This window comes from Novosphingobium organovorum (assembly GCF_022832435.1).
Classification (GTDB): domain Bacteria; phylum Pseudomonadota; class Alphaproteobacteria; order Sphingomonadales; family Sphingomonadaceae; genus Novosphingobium; species Novosphingobium organovorum.
On record NZ_JALHLF010000005.1, the window covers coordinates 24,268 to 41,871 of the forward strand.

Here is a 17,604-nt window from a genome sequence, read left to right on the forward strand (position 1 = left end):
GGGCAATGCAGGGGCCGCAGCGATGCACCTGCCGTGCGATCGGCGTGGGTTTGGATACAGCCGGTTCTTGCGGGAAGAGGCGATCCCGGCTAGGGGCGCGCGCAACAGTTCACCGTCCCACGTACAAGGATAGATCCCATGGCGGTTACCCGCACGTTCTCGATCATCAAGCCCGACGCCACCCGTCGCAACCTGACCGGCGCCATCACCAAGATGCTGGAAGAGGCTGGCCTTCGCGTCGTCGCTTCCAAGCGCATCCAGATGACCCAGGAGCAGGCCGAAGGCTTCTACGCGGTCCACAAGGAACGCCCCTTCTTCAACGACCTCGTCTCGTTCATGATCTCGGGCCCGGTGGTCGTGCAGGTCCTCGAGGGCGAAGACGCCGTCAAGGCCAACCGTGACGTGATGGGCGCCACCAACCCGGCCGATGCGGCCGAGGGCACCATCCGCAAGACTTTCGCCGAATCGATCGAAGCCAACTCGGCGCACGGTTCGGACTCGGAAGAGAACGCGGCGATCGAGATCGCCTACTTCTTCAAGCCCGAAGAAATCGTCGGCTGAACGCCATGATCGACCGCTGCCGCGCCGGACTTCGGGTTCGGCGCGGCGGGGCGACGACAAAAGAGGGAGCGGCCCGTCCGGGTGGCTCCCTTTTTTTGCGCCTGGCGCAGGTGGACATGGCGAAAGGGGTGAAAATCCCGAAAGGTTAACGCCAATTCACTTATTGAATCGATTGAAGCATGGAAGAGTGTATCCAATCGGCCCGTGTGGTGGGGGATGGGCTGGTGGCCTTGGCGCTTTGGGGGCGCATAAGGAATACAATCGAGGCGGGGGCTGATTGTCTATGCATATCAAAATGTTCTTGTGTGTTTCTACGGTGTCCTTCCTGGCGTCGGTTGCGGTGTCGCACGTCTCGGGCATGGGGGAAGGTGAGGGTGATCGCGCGCGCCACGCGCAGGCCAGCGCTTTGCCTCTGGCCCGTGCACCGCACCTGGCGAGTGCGGCGCGCTAGGGCTTTTGGGGCGCTTCTCGGTCGGTTCGCATCCGAGCGATCGTTCCGGATCGTCCCCTTGCGCCTTTTCCGAACTGTCGGGCGTCTCCATCTGGCTGGAAAGCCGGGGCAATACGAATCGCGGGCGACCGGCCAGTTTCGATTGGCCCGAGGTGATGGGATCAGGTGTGATCCACCGGGTCTGAGGACGGTTCGGGATGAACGGCATCCGCAGGCCTCCGGCGGCAGCCTTTTGGCCGCGCCGGGGCGTCTTCTCTCGAGGGGGCGTATCCGCCGCCCCGGGGGATGCCTTGTGTCTTTCGGCGTGGGTGCGGGGCCGCGTTCAGAACGCGTCGGCGGCATCCATCAGCCGGGTCAGCCGCTTGGGGGCGGTGCTGCGCCAGCTGCGTTCGAGCCATTCGCGCACCCCGTTCCAGTCCACGCCTTCGCGGTTGAGGATCATGCCGACCCAGCCTGATGCGCCATAATAGGCGGGCTTGAAGTATGTATCCGGGTCCATGTCGACGAGGCCGTCGATCTCGTCGAGGCCATCGGTGCGCACCAGCAGGGCAATGTGCGCGGTGCCGTGGTGCTGGTCGTTGAAATGGGCAAAGTACTTGCCCCCCACGCGCCAGCCCGGCGATCCGTGCGAGGGGCGTTCCTCGACTTCGGGCAGGGCCATGGCCAGTTCGTGGACACGCGCGAGCAGCCAGTCGGGATCGCGCTCCTGCGTGACGAGGCGGGCAAGGCAGCGCGAATAGAGCTGGTGTTCGGCGATAAGCACGCGGCTGGCAAGGGCGTCTGGGGTGTCGCCGGGCAGGATGGCGACCGGGGTCTGGCCAAGGACCGGTCCGTCGTCGAGTTCGGCGGTGACGAGGTGGACGGTGACGCCGCCATGGCTGTCGCCGGCCGCAATCGCGCGCTCATGGGTGTGGAGCCCGGTATACTTGGGCAGGAGCGAGGGGTGGATGTTGACCATCCGGCCAGCCCATCCGGCCACGAAGCCGGGGGTGAGGATACGCATGTAGCCTGCCAGCGCGACCCATTGCGCCCCGCTCTGGCGGATCGCGGCGTCCATCAGCGCGTCGTGTTCGGCGCGCTTCATGCCCTTGTGCGAATGGGCGAACGTTGCCACGCCTTCGGCCGCGGCGAGTTTCAGGCCTTTCGCCTCGGGATCGTTCGAGGCGACGAGGACGATCTCGTAAGGGCATTCGGGCGCGCGGCTGGCGTAGAGCAGGGCGGCCATGTTGGTGCCGCTGCCCGAGATGAGCACGGCGACCCTGGCCTTGATCCGCTCTGCGCCCCTGGCCACGTCAGCCCGCGCGTCCGAAGCCGTTTCAGCCAATGTGGACGGCCTGCCAGGTCTCGCGCGCCGACCAGGTGTCGGCCGAGCCCTGCACGGTGCAGCCCTTTTCGCCCGCCTCGATCGCGCCGATGACGTGGACGGTCTCCCCGGCGGCTTCGAGTTCGGCCTTGATCGCGGCGACATCGTCGGCGGCCACCGCGAGCACCATGCCGATGCCGCAGTTGAAGGTGCGCGCCATTTCGGCAGGCTCGATGTTGCCCTGCGCCTGGAGGAAGGCCATCAGGCGCGGCTGCGCCCAGGCGTCGGCGTCGATGCGCGCGTGCAGGCCCTTGGGCAGGACGCGCGGAATGTTTTCAAGCAGGCCGCCGCCGGTGATGTGGGCGAGCGCGTGGATGCGTGCGGGCTTGGCGTCCTGCGGGCGCACGAAGGGCAGCAGGCTCTTTACGTAGATGCGCGTGGGCGCGATCAGCGCGTCGATCAGCAGCGTTTCCTGGTCGAACAGCGCCGGGCGATCGAGCTTCCAGCTTTTGTCGGCGGCCAGGCGGCGCACCAGCGAATAGCCGTTGGAGTGGACGCCCGAGGACGCCAGGCCCAGCAGCACGTCGCCTTCCTGGACCGCTTCGCCGGTAAGCTGTTCGCCGCGTTCGACCGCACCGACGCAGAAACCCGCAAGGTCATAGTCACCCGCCGCGTACATGCCCGGCATTTCGGCGGTCTCGCCCCCGATCAGCGCGCAACCGGCGATCTTGCAGCCCTCGGCAATGCCCGCGATCACGCGCTCGGCAACGCCGTTCTCCAGCTTGCCGGTGGCGAAGTAGTCGAGGAACAGGAGCGGCTCGGCGCCCTGCACGATGAGATCGTTGACGCACATCGCGACCAGATCGATGCCGATCTGGTCGTGGCGGTCGTGGTCGATCGCCAGTTTGACCTTGGTTCCCACACCATCGTTGGCGGCGACCAGCAGCGGATCGGTGTAGCCCGCCGCCCTGGGATCGAAGAAACCGCCGAAGCCGCCAAGGTCGGCGTCGGCACCGGGGCGGGCCGTGGCGCGCGCCAGCGGGGCGATGGCTTTGACGAGCGCGTTACCAGCGGCAATCGACACGCCGGCCTGCTCGTAGGAGTAGCTCTGCTGAGAGTTATCGTCGGACATTGCGGCCGCATAATGCTTTGTGACTTGGATTTCCATTCCCGTTTGGGCAAAAGGCCCACGGTTTTGAACATGACTTTATCGATCCTCACTTCATCACCGCGGCCAGGCCGCGTGCGCGGCGGCTCTCAGAAGGGCCGAATTTCGCGCAAGACACTGGCCTTGAGCCTCGCAGGCGCGGCCGTTCTGGCGCTCACAATCGCTGGATTTACGCGGCTTCCCGCGCAAGTCGACGGCGATCGCGGCATCGCGCCGCTGGCCAATTCGTCCGACATCCAGGTGGACGGCATCCATGTCGACGAGACCGCGGCGACCGGCGCGGACGCGCGGCTCAAAGGCTGGAAGGATGCCGAAGTCCAGGCGTGGAAAAAGGCCGGTGGCCCCGACATGCCCGCCGAATCGATCGATGCGATGGTCTCCTCGATCGTGATCGAGAAGGAACAGGTTGGTCCGCATCGCTACATTGCGACTCTCGGCGTGATCTTCGACAAGGCCAAGGCCAGCCAGTTCGTCGGCGGTGCGGGCGCGATGCCGCGTTCGGCGCCGATGCTGGTGATCCCGGTGCTCATCCAGGGCGGTGTGCAGCAGGTTTTCGAGATGCGCGGCCCCTGGCAGAAGGCCTGGGCCGAATTCCAGGCCTCGGCCAGCCCGGTGGATTACGTGCGGCCGTCGGGCGCGGGCGGCGAATCGCTGATTCTCACCGCCGGTCAGCCCAGCCGCCGCAGCCGCCTGTGGTGGCGCACGGTGCTGGGGCAGTTCCACGCCTCGGACGTGCTGATCCCCGAAGCCCGGCTCGAACGCCAGTGGCCCGGTGGCCCGATCAAGGGCACGTTCACCGCGCGCTATGGCCCCGACAACACCTTCCTGGGCACCTTCTCGCTTCAGGCCTCGTCCGAACAGGCGCTCGATGCGATGATGGCGACGGCGGTCGAACGGACCGATGCGCTCTATCGCGACGCGCTCGCGCAAGGTCTGCTCAAGCCTGACGCTACGCTGAGCGCGGGCAACACCGCGCTCGAGGCCGCGTTCGCGCAGCTTCGCGCCAAGCTGCTGCCGGGTGGCAGCGCACCGGCGGTATCGGATGCGTCCGATGTGCCGATCCCGCCGCCCACGATCATGACCGAGGACGTCAGCGGCGTTCCGGCCGAGACGATCAACGTCCAGTTCGTCACCCCCGATGCGGCTGCGGTCGATGCCGCGCTTTCGGCGGTGCGCGGTGTTTCGGGCGTCGACGGGGCGGCGACGGTCAGCCTCGCGATCGGGGGAACTTCGGTCATGCGGGTCACCGTCAAGGGCGGCTCGGAGCGTCTGGCCTCGGCCTTGCGCGGGCAGGGCTGGCAGGTGTCGGGTTCCGGCAGCACGATCCGGATCAGCCGGTAAGGACGCTGGGGTGCCAAGGCAGATTGCTCTTCCCCTGTCGGCTTCGAACGACAGTCCGCCGCGCATCGTCGTGGGCGAGGCCAACGCGCCGGCGATCGACGCGCTGACCGATCCCGAACGCTGGCCTTTCCACACCGCGATTCTTTACGGCCCGCCGCGTTCGGGCAAGACGCTGCTGGGCCACTGGTTCGCCGATGGCGGTGCGGGCGAGGTGATCGACAACGCCGAGACGGTGGACGAGGACGTGCTGTTCCACGCCTGGAACCGGGCGCAGGAAACCGGCCGGGCGCTGTTGCTCATCACCAACCGCAAGCGGGGCAAGGGCAAGGGCAAATGGCAGGTGCGCCTGCCCGATCTTGCCTCCCGGCTGGGCGCTGCGCTTGATCTGGAAATCGAAGAGCCTGACGATGAGATGCTCGCCGAGCTGATCGACGTTCACGCGCAGATGCGCCACCTCGTGCTCGATCCTTCGGCGAGCGCCTATCTTGCAGCGCGCGCGGTGCGTAGCCATCTGGGCGCTGAAAGACTGGTCGCCGCGATCGACCGGCTGAGCCTGGAACGCAAGCAACCGCCCAACATGGCGATCTGGCGCGAGGCTCTGGCCGAATTCGGAAACGGGGCCCAGACGCCCGATTGAGCCTCGGGCCTTGCGGCCAGAGCGCGCAAAAGCTTGCAACGCGCGCCGATTGATGGGAGATTCGCTGCCATGTTTGGAAAGCTCGTCCGTTACCTGGATTCCATCGTCGCGCGCGACCCGGCCCCGCGTTCGCGCTGGGAAGTGCTGCTCTATCCGGGCGTATGGGCCTTGTTCTTCCATCGCATTTCGCACCGCCTGTTCAACGCCCGGCTGTTCTTCCTGGCGCGCGCGGTGAACCATTTCGCGCGTTTCACCACCGCGATCGACATTCATCCCGGCGCGACCATCGGCAAGAATTTCTTCATCGACCACGGCTTTACCGTGATCGGTGAGACCGCGCACATCGGTGACAACGTGACGATCTACCAGTGCGTGACGCTGGGCGGTTCGAACCCCACCAACGGCGTTGGCGGCAAGCGCCACCCGACGCTTGAGGACAACGTGATCGTGGGTTCGGGCGCGCAGATTATCGGCCCTGTGACGATCGGCAAGCGCGCGCGCATCGGGGCGAGCGCGGTGGTCACCGAAAGCGTGCCCGAAGGCGCGACGATGATCGGCGTCAAGGCCCGTTCGACGCTGGTCACGGCCGAGACCTACGCCAAGAAGTTCATTCCCTACGGCACGCCCTGCCGCGAGCCATGCGAACCGGCGCCCAACCAGCGGGTCGACGAGCTCGAAGAGCAGATCGAGGCGCTGCGCAAGGAAGTGGTGGCGATGACCCAGGCGCTCGGCGCCGCGCACGAGGCGCTCGAACGCGCCGCGCGCGCGCCCGAAGAGCCGGCCTGCAAGGGCGTTTGAGCGCCCGCGTGTCGGGACCTGTCGGACCGCTCGGCGCGCCGGATACGGGGGTAGGGGGCGGCATCGTCGCCTTTCCGGGGCGAAAGCCGCTGCAGATCGCCTTTGAGCGCGGTGAGCTGCAGAAGATCCTCAACCTCTACGGCCGCATGGTCGCCGCCGGGTTCTGGCGCGACTACGCGATGAATTTCGAAAAGGACGCGGCGCACTTCTCCGCCTTTCGCCGCGCGGCGGAGCGCCCGCAGGCGCGGATCGAAAAGCGCCCCGCTCTGCGCGCGCGGCAGGGCATGTGGACGCTGTTCGGCGAAGCGGGGCAGGTGCTCAAGCGCGGGCACGACCTCTCGGGCGTACTGAGCCCACTTGAGCGCAAGCTGCTCAAAGTCGTCGACTGAGCCGCTTTGAGCAAGAGGGCTATTTGCGCTTCCTGCGCACGCGTTTCCCGTTGAGATAGTGCCATACGAACGCTCCGGGCAGGGCCAGGCCAAGCACCCAGTGGGTCAGGCTGGACCCTGCGCGCAGCGTCTCTCCCCCGGCGTAGTAGAGCAGGTAGCCGCTGCTGACGAGTACGGTGAGAACGAGGCTCAACACGATCCCGGCAAGGCGCTGGGCGGTGTGGTTCCAGCCCTTGGGGACGTGCGCGACGAACAGCCCGCCAAGGCCGAGCAGCGCCGGGATCAGGCACAGCCCGTGCAGCTTCATCATCCACGGTTCGAGCGGGTTCACTTCAGGGCCGAACTCGCCTTCGACCTGCCCGTAATAATGGAGCAGCAGCCATCCCGCGCCGCTCAGCCACAGTCCGGTGCCGGACAGGCAAAGCAGCCAGATCTGCCAGGAAGCGAGCCGGGCGGTGCGGCGGTGGGGCATCGTTCGAACGTCTCCGGAAACAAAAGTCTTCAGTCGGCCAGAACCTGGCCGCCGTGCGGGGCAAGCAGACGCCCGGCCAGCGCGCGATCGGCCATGGCGATCTTGGTCATGGCATCGGCGATCACGCAGCGCGGTGCGATGACCGACACCCGCTCCTTGCAAAGAATGGGCTTGCGGCCAAAGCCGATGTGCGGGGTGACGCGCCGTCCCCAGCGGCGGTGGCGATTACCAAGGTTGGCCGAGGAGGCAATCGCGCAGTCGGCCAGTTCGATCGTGGTGCGCACGCGCCCATCGGCATCGCGCAGGCCCACCGGCCACCGACGCGGCCCGAACAGGCGCATGTCGCCGCCCGCGTTGACGAGCCCTTCGCAGGCACCCGCCGCGCGCAGCGCCGCAATCGCCTGGTCGACCGCATAACCCTTGGCGATGCCGCCCAGATCGATCAGCACCGGCCGGGTGCAGCGGACCCGGTTTCCCTCGAGCAGTTCGATGTCGGCCATGGTGGCACCGCGCTCCCCCCGAAATGGCCAGCCAAATGGCCCGCGAAATGGTCCGCGCGCGGGGCGCGGAAGAAAGCCGCCACGGACCAGTTCGCGGCCCACCGTCACATCGAACAGGCCGTTGCTGGCCCGGTGAAGTTCGCTCGCGATGCGCAGGACTTCGCAGGTTTCAGGCGCGATTTCGATGCATTCGCCGGGCTGCGCCACGCGGATGCGGGCAAGATCGCTGTCGGCGGCGTGAAACGACATCAGCGCCTGCACGCGCGCGATCGCGCCGAAAGCCGCATCGATCGCCGATGCGGCCTCGGGCGCGACCGTGATCTCGACGAAAGTGCCGAGAAGCGGGCGGCAGCGGGTCGGCAAGCCGGTCCGATCAGGCCTTGGCGAGCGCGACCTGGTGCAGCGCGAGCAGGCGCTTCACCCCGTCGGTCAGGTTGCGGCACGAAAGCGTCGCCCCCGAGATATTGGGGATGTCCTGGTTGAGCTTGAAGGCATCGCGCACCGTCTTGCCGCGAAACAGGCCGCGCCACTTGGGGTTGCGAACCTGATCGCCCTTGCTTTCGCGGTAGGACATGATCTCGACGCCAAGAACATGGCCGTCCATCGCGATGCCCGTCGCGTAGGTGATCATCTCGTGCTTGCCGATCACTTCGTCGACGATCACCCAGCCGGTCTGCCTTCCCCCCGCCATGGCTTTCCACACGCGCGGCTTGGTGGCGCGCTGGGGGACGTGGGCGATGGCCTTGATCTGCTTGAGCTGATCGGGGGTCAGCGTCACGGCGAAGGCGGCGAAGCTGCTTGCACCGGGGACCACGGCGCGCTGCGCCTGGTCAAGGTCGAGATAGTCGACCGCCTGCGCGGGCGCCGCCGCCGAGGTGAGCGCGGGCAGGCCGAGCAGCGCGGTCCAGAGGGAACGATTCATGAAACCCAGGCCTCCTTAGAAGTTGTAACCGAGCTTGAGCCGGAACTCGTCCTTGGTCTTTTCGATGAGGTGCAAGTGCTCGGTCTGGCCTTCGTAGGTTTCGCCGCCACCGGTGATCTGGCGAAACCAGGTCAGCGTCGCCCAGACTTTCTGGCCGCCGTAGTGGATGGTCGGGCCGGTGAACAGCGACCAGCGCTCGTTGCCGACTTCGGTTTCGTATTCCGACGTCCACTGTGTCTCCCCGCCGATGAACCAGTTGGGAGCGACGCGGTAGGACAGGCCGGTGCCCGCCGAAAGCTCGATCTCCATCTCGGGCGTGGTCGGCCAGTCGAAATCCTCGGGCAGATCGGCGATGGCGGAGCGGTCTTCGTACCCGGCCTTGAGGCCCAGGTTGCCGACCCAGATCAGCTGGCCTTGCATGAAGTACTTTTGTGCCGCGATCAGGGTATGGGCTTCGTACTCGATCTTCTTCTGCCCGCTGTGCGGGTCGAGCCGGTTGAATTCGGCCGAGGTGATGATCGCAAGGCCGAAATTGTCGAGCGCGGGGCTCAGCACGTTGAACTTGGCGGTAGCCTCGAAGCCCGAGAAGCGCGGTCCCTTGTCGATCGCCTTGGGCAGATAGCCGTCGATGGTCAGCCCGGCGGTGTCGATCGAGAGGATATTGGCGGCGAGCGAGAGCTGGATGCGATCGGTCACGCCGTATTCGCCCTCGATCTGCGTGTCGACGGCGCGGTAGTGCCCCTGTCCCTTGTCCGAGCGCACGGTGTTGAAGACATAGATCTCGCCCGAGCCCTTGGGCAGGACTTCGGCGCCGGTGTTGTAGCCGAACAGGTTCTCATCGGCGTGCCCTGCGACAGGCGCGACGAGGCAGGCGGCCGCAGCCGCCCAGGCGAATTGAATTTTCATAAACCCCCACTTTGTAATCCCGCCTTGCGAGCTACATTTGCTGCGAATGCGTCGCAACAGCTTTTTTTACAATCGATACACATCGGGGAAACAGAATGGCAAGAATGCCACAGGGGGCTCGGAAGGGACGGGGAACCTGGAGGCGCAACGACGCGCCCGCCGTCCCCTCGCGACAACGCTGGGGTGGTTGTGGGGTGCCGATCGAAAGAGCGGGCAGGGCGCGGGCAGCCCGACCGAAAGGCGCAAAAAAAAAAGCCTACTTCTTCAGGCGGGAAAGCGCGCGGTGCGATTGCTCCATGCCGTTTTCGAACACGCGCAAGGGCGCGCGCGCGTCGATCCGGTCCCAGGCCCGGGCGATGGCCTCAGGGGTCTGCTCGGACGGGGGGAGGAGCACGCCTTCGTTCATGGTGACATAGGCGCTCTGGTAAAGCCCCCCGCTCGCGCCGAGCACGGCATCGCTCGGCGCGTCGGGGCCGACGAGGAACAGCGCGGCGGGGACAACCGCCTCGGGGCTGAACACGGCGTAGGCTTCGTCGGGGAAGATGTCGGCGGTCATGCGCGTGCCGGCGGTCGGCGCGATGCAGTTGACGCGGATGCCGTACTTGGCGCCCTCGAGCCGCAGCGTGCGGGCAAGCCCGAGGATGCCCGCCTTGGCCGCGGCGTAGTTGGCTTGTCCAAAATTGCCGCCCAGCCCGCTCGATGAGGTGGTCATCAGCACGCGGCCGTAGCCTTGCGCGCGCATGGTGTCCCACACCGCCTTGGTGGCAAAGGCGCTGCCCATCAGGTTGACGCGCACCACCGCCTCGAAATCGGCCATGTCCATCTTGGCGAAGGTGCGGTCGCGCAGGATGCCCGCGTTGTTGATGAGGATGTGGATCGCGCCCCAGCGCTCGAGCGCGCGGCGGGCCATGGCCTGCATCTGTGCAAGGTCGCTGACGTCGCCGCCGTCGGCCATCGCCTCGCCGCCCGCCGCGCGGATTTCCCCGGCCACCTGCTCGGCCGGGGCCAATTCGGCCGGGTTCGAGGCGAGGTCGTTGACCACCACGCGCGCGCCGCGCCGCGCCAGTTCGAGCGCGTAGGCCCGCCCAAGGCCGGTGCCTGCGCCCGTGACGATGGCAACCTGATCGGCGAGGGACTGGGTCATGGGAAGCGTCTCCGGCAGGGCATGGCCTTCGCGATGGCACCAAGCGGGGCGGCATTCAACGCCCAAAGCCGCTTGCCGGGGGTAAAACGGGCCTTGCGCGCCCTGCCACCACTTGCCCCGGCGGCCTTGCAAGGCCATAGGCCCATTTTACCGAATCTGCCTGCTCATGCGAAAGGCCCCGAGATGAAAGTCCGCGTCCACGTCAGCCTCAAGCCCGGTGTCCTCGATCCGCAGGGCCGTGCGATCCACCACTCGCTCGAAGGTCTGGGCTTTGCGGGCGTCAACGACGTGCGCGCCGGCCGCCTGTTCGAACTCGACGTCGAGGACAGCGTGAGCGACGAAGCGCTCAGCGACATGTGCGAGAAGCTGCTGGCGAACATGGTGATCGAGAATTACCGCATCGAGAAGGTCGCCTCCTGATGGCTTTCCGGTCCGCCGTCATCACGTTCCCGGGTTCCAACTGCGACCGCGACATGGCGGTGGCGCTGGAAAAGGTCTCGGGTCAGCCCTGCACGCGCGTCTGGCACGGCGACAGCGATCTGCCCGAGGGGCTGGATTTCATCGCGCTGCCGGGCGGGTTCTCTTATGGCGATTACCTGCGCTGCGGGGCGATCGCTTCACGCTCGCCGGTCATGCAGGCGGTGATCGCCGCGGCCGAGCGCGGCGTGCCGGTGCTCGGCGTGTGCAACGGCTTCCAGGTGCTGACCGAAAGCGGCCTGCTGCCCGGCGCGCTGCTGCGCAACGCAACGATCCGCTTCGTGTGCCGCGACGTGACGCTTACCGTCGAGAACGCGACCTCGCTGTTCACCTCGGGATATGAGGCCGGGCAGGAGATCACGATCCCTGTCGCGCATCACGATGGCAACTACTTCGCCGACGCGGCGACGCTCGATCGTCTCGAGGGTGAGGGCCAGGTGGCGTTCCGCTACAAGGAAGACATCAACGGTTCGGCGCGTTCGATCGCGGGCGTGCTCAACGCCAGGGGCAACGTGCTGGGCATGATGCCGCACCCCGAACGCGCGATCGAAGCCACCCATGGCGGCACCGACGGTCGTGCGCTGTTCGAAAGCGCGATCAAGGCGCTGGTCGGGGCCTGACAGCAGGACCCGACACGGGGACCTGATCCCGTCGTTGCCCATCGGCGCGTCACGCCGCTGGGCCGATACGGCTCTTCCGGTGATCTTTGGACGCCTCAGGCGAACGGGTCACCGGGATAACCTCTTGAAATCTCCGCACCTGTGCACAGCTTGGTAGCGCAGACGAAATGCGCTCGGGCCGGTGCCCTGACCTCGGCTTTGCCGAGCGCATCGCAGGCGGAGATTTTCCTCGATGACCACCCAGCTTGAACTCGCCCCGACGGTGCAGTTGTCCGGCGGCGCGGCGATGCCGTGCCTCGGCCTTGGCACCTGGCCGCTCAAGGGGCAGGCCGCGGCCGATGCTGTCGCCAGCGCGATCGGCCTTGGCTATCGCCACATCGACACGGCCGAGAACTACCGCAACGAAGAGGCCGTGGGCGAGGGGGTACGTGCCTCGGGCCTGGCCCGCGAGGACCTTTGGCTGACGACCAAGTTCAACCGCGAGCATCACAGCGTCGCGGGCGTGCGCGAGGCGTGCGAAGCCAGCCTGAAGCGGCTGGGCACCGATTACATCGATCTTCTGCTGATCCATTGGCCCAACCCGGATCAGGACCGCTTCGTCGCGGCGTTCGAAGGGCTCGTCCAGCTGCGCGAAGCGGGGCTGGTGCGCGCGATCGGCACGTCCAATTTCAAGCCTGCCCATCTGGACAAGCTGTTCGCCGCGGGGCTCGTTCCCGAGGTCAACCAGATCCAGCTCGATCCCTACCACCGCCGCGACGACAATCTGGCGCTCCACGCGCAAAAGGGCATCGTGACCGAGGCGTGGAGCCCGATCGGGCAGGGCAGCGCGCTGCTTGATGATCCGGTGATCGGCGAAATTGCCGCTGCGCACGGGCGCACGGCGGCGCAGGTCGTGCTGCGCTGGCACGTTCAGCAGGGGCAGGTGGCGATCCCCAAGTCGGCCAATCCACAGCGTCAGGCGCAGAACCTGGCGGTGTTCGATTTCACGCTGAGCGATGCGCAGATGGTGCGGCTCGATGGTCTGGGGCGTCCCGACCCCGACATGCTCGACGCGGATCGCTTCGGGCACTGAGCCGAGTCCGGTTGCCCGGCTGGCGGTTGCGTCAGGCGACGCGCTGGCGGTCGAGGTAGTGGCGGCTCTTGAAGATTTCGCGGGCGTCCATCGCGCCCATCGGACGGCCGAAGAAATAGCCCTGGATCTTGCGGCAGCCCAGCTTGCGGATGATCTCGACCTCGCGGTCGGTTTCGGCCCCCTCGGCGGTGGTCGACATGTCGAGGCTTTCGGCCATGGCGACCACGGCGCGGATGATCGCGATGCTTTCCGCATTGCCCGAGGCCGCGCCCTGGACGAACGAGCGGTCGATCTTGATCGTCGAGAAGCGCAGCTTGCGCAGATAGCCGAGCGAGGAATAGCCGGTCCCGAAATCGTCGAGCGCGACCCCGCAGCCCAGCGACATGATCCGCTCGAGCACCTGGTTGGCCATCGTCCCGTCGCGCAGGAAGATGCTTTCGGTTACCTCGACCTCGAGCCGGTGTGGCGGCAACCCGCTTTCGGCCAGCGCGCTGACGACGCTCGCGGCGAAGTTGTGATCGAGCAGCTGCTCGCCCGAGACGTTGACCGCGACGCGCACGTGCGAAGGCCAGTTCATCGCTTCGTGGCAGGCTTCGCGCAGCACCCATTCGCCGATCGGGACGATCAGGCGGGTATCCTCGGCCAGCGGGATGAACTTGGCCGGGCTGACGAAGCCGTGTTCGGCGCTGTTCCAGCGCACCAGCGCTTCGAAACTGACCACGCTTTCGGTATCGGCATCGACCACCGGCTGGAAGGCGACCGACAGTTCGCGTCGCTCGAGCGCGTGGCGCAGCGAAAATTCGAGCTTGCGGCGTTCTTCGGCGCTGGCGTGCAGCGCGGGCTCGTAGCGGTGGTGGGCGTTGCCCCCGCCATCCTTGGCGCGGTAGAGCGCCAGGTCGGCGTTGCGCATCAGCGTTTCGACGTTGGCGCCGTCGTGCGGGCCGACCGCCGAGCCGATCGAGGCGCCGACGTAGAGCGTGTGGTGGTCAACCTCGTAGGGCTGGGCCAGCCGCTCGATCACCCGCACGGCCAGCGCCTCGACATAGCGCGCGTCGCTCGCATCGCGCACGACGATGGCGAATTCGTCGCCGCCCAGGCGCGCGCAGATATCGTGCTCGCCCATCTGTTCGCGCAGGCGTTCGGACACACGCGCGAGCAGCTGGTCGCCGACAAGGTGGCCCAGCGTGTCGTTGACCGCCTTGAAGCGGTCGAGGTCGATCATCAGGAAGGCGCAGCGCGTGCGCCAGGTCTCGGCATAGTCGAGCGCATCACCCAGTGCCTCGGTCAGCATCATCCGGTTGGGCAGGCCGGTCAGCGTGTCGTAACGGGCAAGATAGGCGATCTTGTCTGAACTCTCGCGCGCTTCGGTCTCGTCCGAGCCGACACCGCGGAAGCCGATGAAGGCGCCGTTCTCGTCGAGCTTGGGCGTGCCCGAAAGCTCCCACCAGCGCGTCTGGCCGCCGATCACCACCCGCACGAGGAGATTGGAAAAGCTTTCGCGCCGCTTGATCCGCTCGGCCAGTTCGCGCAGGCCCGCGTGAAAGTCACCGGTTTCCCAGCACGCGCCCGCGATCAGTTCGATGAAGGGCTTGCCTTCCAGCTCGCCCGCCTCGCGGCCGAGCGCGTAGGCAAAGCGCGGCGAGACCGAGCGCACGCGGCGCGCGGTGTCGGTCTGCCACAACCAGTCGGCCTCGCCTTCCTCGTATTCGCGCAGCAGCATCGAGACGACCTCGTCCTTTTCCGAGATGCCCGCTTCGGCGATCTTGGCGTGGAGGAAACGTTGCGCGCACTTGGCCGCGCCCCAGATCACGATGCCCGCGAGGACAAGGCTGATCGCGGCCATGTCGTAAGCGTGGGCGAAGAGGAAGAACAGCGCGCTCGATCCGCCGACCAGCACCCCGAAGAACAGCGCGGCCATCGGCACGGCGGGCATCAGCACGGCGGAGGCGGTCATCAGGACGGCGAGAATGGCCCAGATGCGCATCTGCAGCGCCGGGTCGATAAACGGGCCGAAAAGCGGCAGCGGCATCGCCCAGGCGAGCGCGTTGACCGCGCAGCCGGTGAGCAGCCGGTCGACTTCGCGCCGGTTTATGCCGCGGCGGTCGACCCCGGCGAGATTGCGCGTGATGCGATAGCTGCGCCACAGCACCGTGCCGGTGACCAGAAACCAGCCCGCCAGGACGAACGGCTCGACATGGCCGAAACACAGCGCGAAAACGGCAAGCATCGCGATGATCTGCGTGACGCGGCGCACCGCCGAGGCCTGGGGCAGGGCCGAAAACTGCATCCCCCGAAGCCGCACCCAGTCGCCGTCGTCGGGGTCGGTCAGGCCCATGATGGCGAGCGAGGGCAACTGCGTTGGCAGCGCCTTGGACGATCTGGAGGGCTTCGCGTTCGTGTTCACGGGGCCTGGCAATAAGGCCAACCCGTTAGCGCTCCGTAAAAAGACGTATATTTCCCTGCCGCCAAGGGCCCGCCGGGTGTATCCCCGCCGGGCCCGTTGCAATTACTCGACGGTCACGCTCTTGGCCAGGTTGCGCGGCTGATCGACATCGGTGCCCTTTACGCAGGCGACATGGTAGGCCAGCAGCTGCACCGGCACGGCATAGACCAGCGGCGCGATCAGCGGGTGGACCTTGGGCATCTCGATCGTGGCGATGCAGCCTTCGCCCGCTTCGGCGATACCCTCGGCGTCCGAGATCAGCACCACTTTGCCACCGCGCGCGCGCACTTCCTGCATGTTGCTCACGGTCTTCTCGAACAGCGGCCCGGAGGGAGCGAGGACGATCACCGGAACGGCCTCGTCGATCAGCGCGATGGGGCCGTGCTTCATCTCACCCGAAGCGTAACCTTCAGCGTGAATGTAACTGATTTCCTTGAGTTTCAAGGCGCCTTCAAGGGCCAGCGGAAAGTCCGGCCCGCGCCCCAGGTAGAGCACGTCGCGCGCCGGGGCGATGAGGTGCGCCATGCGCGCGATCTCATCGTCATGGGTAAGCGCGGCGTTGAGGCAGGCGGGGGTCTCGATCAGATGCTGGACGACGCGGGTCTCCTCCTCGCGGTCCATCCGGCCGCGCAGCACGGCGAGCCGCGCGGCAAGCGCGGCGAGCACCGACAGCTGGCAGGTGAAGGCCTTGGTCGAGGCGACACCGATTTCAGGCCCGGCGTGGGTGGGCAGCAGCAGGTCGGCCTCGCGCGCCATCGTGCTGGTGGGCACGTTGACGACTACGGCGATGGTCTGGTCGTGCGCCTTGCAGTGGCGCAGCGCGGCCAGCGTATCGGCGGTCTCGCCCGATTGCGAGATGAACAGCGCGAGCCCACCGGGTTCGAGCACCGGGTCGCGGTAGCGGAACTCGGAGGCCACATCGATGTCGACCGGCACGCGCGCGAACGTCTCGATCCAGTACTTGGCGACCATCCCGGCGTAATAGCTGGTGCCGCACGCGACGATGGTGATGCGCTTTACGCCCGCAAGGTCGAAGTCCATCTGCGGCAGCGTGACCGACTGGGTGACCTGACGGATGTAGCTGCTCAGCGTCTGGGCGACGACGGTGGGCTGCTCGAAGATTTCCTTCTGCATGAAGTGGCGATAATTGCCCTTCTCGATCGCCACGGCCGAGGCGCCCGAAGCCACGATCTCACGGGTGACGGGCTGGTTGTCCACATCGTAGATCTGCGCGCCCTCGCGGGTGATGACGACCCAGTCGCCTTCCTCCAGATAGCTGATGCGCTGGGTCAGCGGCGCGAGCGCGAGGGCATCCGAGCCCAGGAACGTCTCGCCCTCGCCATAGCCCACCACCAGCGGCGAGCCGAGCCGGGCGCCGATCAGCAGTTCGGGATGCTGGCGAAACGCGATCGCCAGCGCAAAGGCGCCGCGCAGCTGGGGCAGCGCCGCCTTGACCGCGTCCTGCGGGGAAAGACCGGCTTCGACCTGTTCGGAGACGAGATGGGCGACGACTTCGGTATCGGTCTGGCTTTCGAAGGTCCGGCCGCGCGCTTCGAGCGCCTCGCGCAAGGGACGGAAATTCTCGATGATGCCGTTGTGGACGAGCGCGATCTCGCCCGTCGCGTGGGGGTGCGCGTTGGCGGCGGTCGGTGCGCCGTGGGTCGCCCAGCGGGTGTGGGCGATGCCGGTGAGGCCGGGGGCGGGGTTGTGGGCCAGCTCCTTGACCAGATTGGCCAGCTTGCCTTCGGCGCGGCGGCGGATCAGATGCCCGTCCGCCACCGTGCAGACCCCGGCGCTGTCATAGCCGCGGTATTCCATCCGGCGCAGACCGTCGACCAGACGGTCCGCCACCTCTTCCTTGCCCACGATACCGATAATTCCACACATGGTGCGCGCATTCGTCCTGTTGGCCGGGGATCACCCGGCGCTGTTGCTGTGCTCGTCCAGCGTTAGTCGCAGCGCGCCGCCGCGACCAGCCCGGAATTTGTTCGAAGGGGGCGCCGTTCCGCCGCGGGAGCGGGCTCAGCGCGGGTCGGCATCCTGCACCCGGCGGGTGAGCGAAACCTTGATCCGGTCGGGCGTGGTGTCGCGCAGGGCGATCTCGCGCGCCTGCTGGCGACGGCGCTGGCGGTGATGCAGGCTGCTGATCACGAGCGCGAGGATCAGGCAGGTCACCCCGATCAGCGTGACGCAGTTGGCGAATTCGGCAATGGCGCGCGGGCCACAGGTCAGTGCCTCAACCGGCTGGCCTTCGATGCAGGGCTGGCCATAGGCGAACTTGAGGTAGCGATTGAGCGCGTAGCACAGGGCAAAGCCCAGCCAGCAGCCCCAGCGAATCGCCCGGCCAAGTCCTTGCGTCCAGTCCATGACCGCCTCGTGCCCGCCTCGGTGTTAATGATA

General features: G+C 66.9%; 18 protein-coding genes. 8 read left to right on the top strand and 10 right to left on the bottom strand.

The features are described 5' to 3' along the window. The first annotated feature begins 138 nt into the window (after nucleotides 1-138). Nucleotides 139-561 carry a nucleoside-diphosphate kinase gene (ndk, locus tag MTR62_RS02505; RefSeq protein WP_244016707.1) on the top strand — a complete coding sequence of 141 codons (423 nt, stop codon included), beginning with the start codon at nucleotides 139-141 and terminating at the stop codon, nucleotides 559-561. Nucleotides 562-1,334: 773 nt separating this feature from the next. On the opposite strand, the gene purN is transcribed toward ndk, so the two are convergent. Both purN and purM read right to left on the bottom strand, forming a co-directional pair. After that, nucleotides 1,335-2,303, bottom strand: coding sequence for a phosphoribosylglycinamide formyltransferase (gene purN, locus MTR62_RS02510; protein WP_327194371.1), 969 nt, complete (start codon nucleotides 2,301-2,303; stop codon nucleotides 1,335-1,337). Nucleotides 2,304-2,328: 25 nt separating this feature from the next. Next, nucleotides 2,329-3,447, bottom strand: a complete 1,119-nt coding sequence (gene purM, locus MTR62_RS02515) for a phosphoribosylformylglycinamidine cyclo-ligase (RefSeq protein ID WP_244016708.1) — start codon at nucleotides 3,445-3,447, stop codon at nucleotides 2,329-2,331. Between the two features lie 69 nt (nucleotides 3,448-3,516). Between purM and MTR62_RS02520 the strand changes: the two genes are divergently transcribed. The 4 genes from MTR62_RS02520 (at nucleotide 3,517) to MTR62_RS02535 (ending at nucleotide 6,648) form a co-directional block, all read left to right on the top strand. Next, nucleotides 3,517-4,824 carry a heavy-metal-associated domain-containing protein gene (locus MTR62_RS02520; RefSeq protein ID WP_407672583.1) on the top strand — a complete coding sequence of 436 codons (1,308 nt, stop codon included), beginning with the start codon at nucleotides 3,517-3,519 and terminating at the stop codon, nucleotides 4,822-4,824. A 10-nt stretch (nucleotides 4,825-4,834) separates the two neighbouring features. Continuing rightward, a complete protein-coding gene (locus MTR62_RS02525) occupies nucleotides 4,835-5,461 on the top strand; it encodes a P-loop NTPase family protein (protein ID WP_244016710.1) in 627 nt (208 codons plus the stop codon). 69 nt (nucleotides 5,462-5,530) lie between these two features. Then, nucleotides 5,531-6,259 (top strand): serine O-acetyltransferase EpsC, encoded by a 729-nt coding sequence (gene epsC, locus MTR62_RS02530; RefSeq protein ID WP_244016711.1) that lies wholly within the window; start codon nucleotides 5,531-5,533, stop codon nucleotides 6,257-6,259. Nucleotides 6,260-6,267: 8 nt separating this feature from the next. After that, nucleotides 6,268-6,648: a DUF2794 domain-containing protein gene (locus MTR62_RS02535; RefSeq protein WP_407672584.1), complete on the top strand. Its 381-nt coding sequence runs from the start codon at nucleotides 6,268-6,270 to the stop codon at nucleotides 6,646-6,648. 19 nt (nucleotides 6,649-6,667) lie between these two features. Here MTR62_RS02535 and MTR62_RS02540 read toward each other — a convergent pair whose 3' ends face one another. From MTR62_RS02540 to MTR62_RS02560, 5 genes are all read right to left on the bottom strand, one after another. Beyond that, entirely contained in the window at nucleotides 6,668-7,120 is a 453-nt protein-coding gene (locus MTR62_RS02540; RefSeq protein ID WP_244016712.1) for a hypothetical protein, read from the bottom strand. Between the two features lie 29 nt (nucleotides 7,121-7,149). Then, complete coding sequence (locus MTR62_RS02545) at nucleotides 7,150-7,983, bottom strand: FAD:protein FMN transferase (protein WP_244016713.1); 834 nt, start codon at nucleotides 7,981-7,983, stop codon at nucleotides 7,150-7,152. 10 nt (nucleotides 7,984-7,993) lie between these two features. Continuing rightward, complete coding sequence (locus MTR62_RS02550; RefSeq protein ID WP_244016714.1) at nucleotides 7,994-8,542, bottom strand: FMN-binding protein; 549 nt, start codon at nucleotides 8,540-8,542, stop codon at nucleotides 7,994-7,996. Nucleotides 8,543-8,557: 15 nt separating this feature from the next. Continuing rightward, the gene (locus MTR62_RS02555) at nucleotides 8,558-9,448 is read right to left on the bottom strand and encodes a DUF6662 family protein (RefSeq protein WP_244016715.1); all 891 of its coding nucleotides are present in this window, start codon (nucleotides 9,446-9,448) and stop codon (nucleotides 8,558-8,560) included. A gap of 256 nt (nucleotides 9,449-9,704) precedes the next feature. Then, nucleotides 9,705-10,592 (bottom strand): SDR family NAD(P)-dependent oxidoreductase, encoded by an 888-nt coding sequence (locus MTR62_RS02560; RefSeq protein ID WP_244016716.1) that lies wholly within the window; start codon nucleotides 10,590-10,592, stop codon nucleotides 9,705-9,707. A gap of 183 nt (nucleotides 10,593-10,775) precedes the next feature. Here MTR62_RS02560 and purS point away from each other — a divergent pair, with 183 nt between their 5' ends. The 3 genes from purS (at nucleotide 10,776) to MTR62_RS02575 (ending at nucleotide 12,761) form a co-directional block, all read left to right on the top strand. After that, a complete protein-coding gene (gene purS / locus MTR62_RS02565) occupies nucleotides 10,776-11,012 on the top strand; it encodes a phosphoribosylformylglycinamidine synthase subunit PurS (RefSeq protein WP_244016717.1) in 237 nt (78 codons plus the stop codon). Continuing rightward, on the top strand, nucleotides 11,012-11,689 hold the full coding sequence (gene purQ, locus MTR62_RS02570) for a phosphoribosylformylglycinamidine synthase subunit PurQ (RefSeq protein ID WP_244016718.1): 678 nt from the start codon (nucleotides 11,012-11,014) through the stop codon (nucleotides 11,687-11,689). Before purS ends, purQ begins: the two co-directional genes overlap by 1 nt. Nucleotides 11,690-11,921: 232 nt before the next feature. Continuing rightward, on the top strand, nucleotides 11,922-12,761 hold the full coding sequence (locus MTR62_RS02575; protein ID WP_244016719.1) for an aldo/keto reductase: 840 nt from the start codon (nucleotides 11,922-11,924) through the stop codon (nucleotides 12,759-12,761). Between the two features lie 31 nt (nucleotides 12,762-12,792). Here MTR62_RS02575 and MTR62_RS02580 read toward each other — a convergent pair whose 3' ends face one another. From MTR62_RS02580 to MTR62_RS02590, 3 genes are all read right to left on the bottom strand, one after another. Further along, nucleotides 12,793-15,096 (bottom strand): putative bifunctional diguanylate cyclase/phosphodiesterase, encoded by a 2,304-nt coding sequence (locus MTR62_RS02580; protein WP_244016774.1) that lies wholly within the window; start codon nucleotides 15,094-15,096, stop codon nucleotides 12,793-12,795. Between the two features lie 171 nt (nucleotides 15,097-15,267). Next, nucleotides 15,268-17,091, bottom strand: a complete 1,824-nt coding sequence (glmS, locus tag MTR62_RS02585) for a glutamine--fructose-6-phosphate transaminase (isomerizing) (protein WP_244016720.1) — start codon at nucleotides 17,089-17,091, stop codon at nucleotides 15,268-15,270. A gap of 135 nt (nucleotides 17,092-17,226) precedes the next feature. After that, nucleotides 17,227-17,571 (bottom strand): hypothetical protein, encoded by a 345-nt coding sequence (locus tag MTR62_RS02590; RefSeq protein ID WP_244016721.1) that lies wholly within the window; start codon nucleotides 17,569-17,571, stop codon nucleotides 17,227-17,229. Nucleotides 17,572-17,604: the final 33 nt, after the last annotated feature.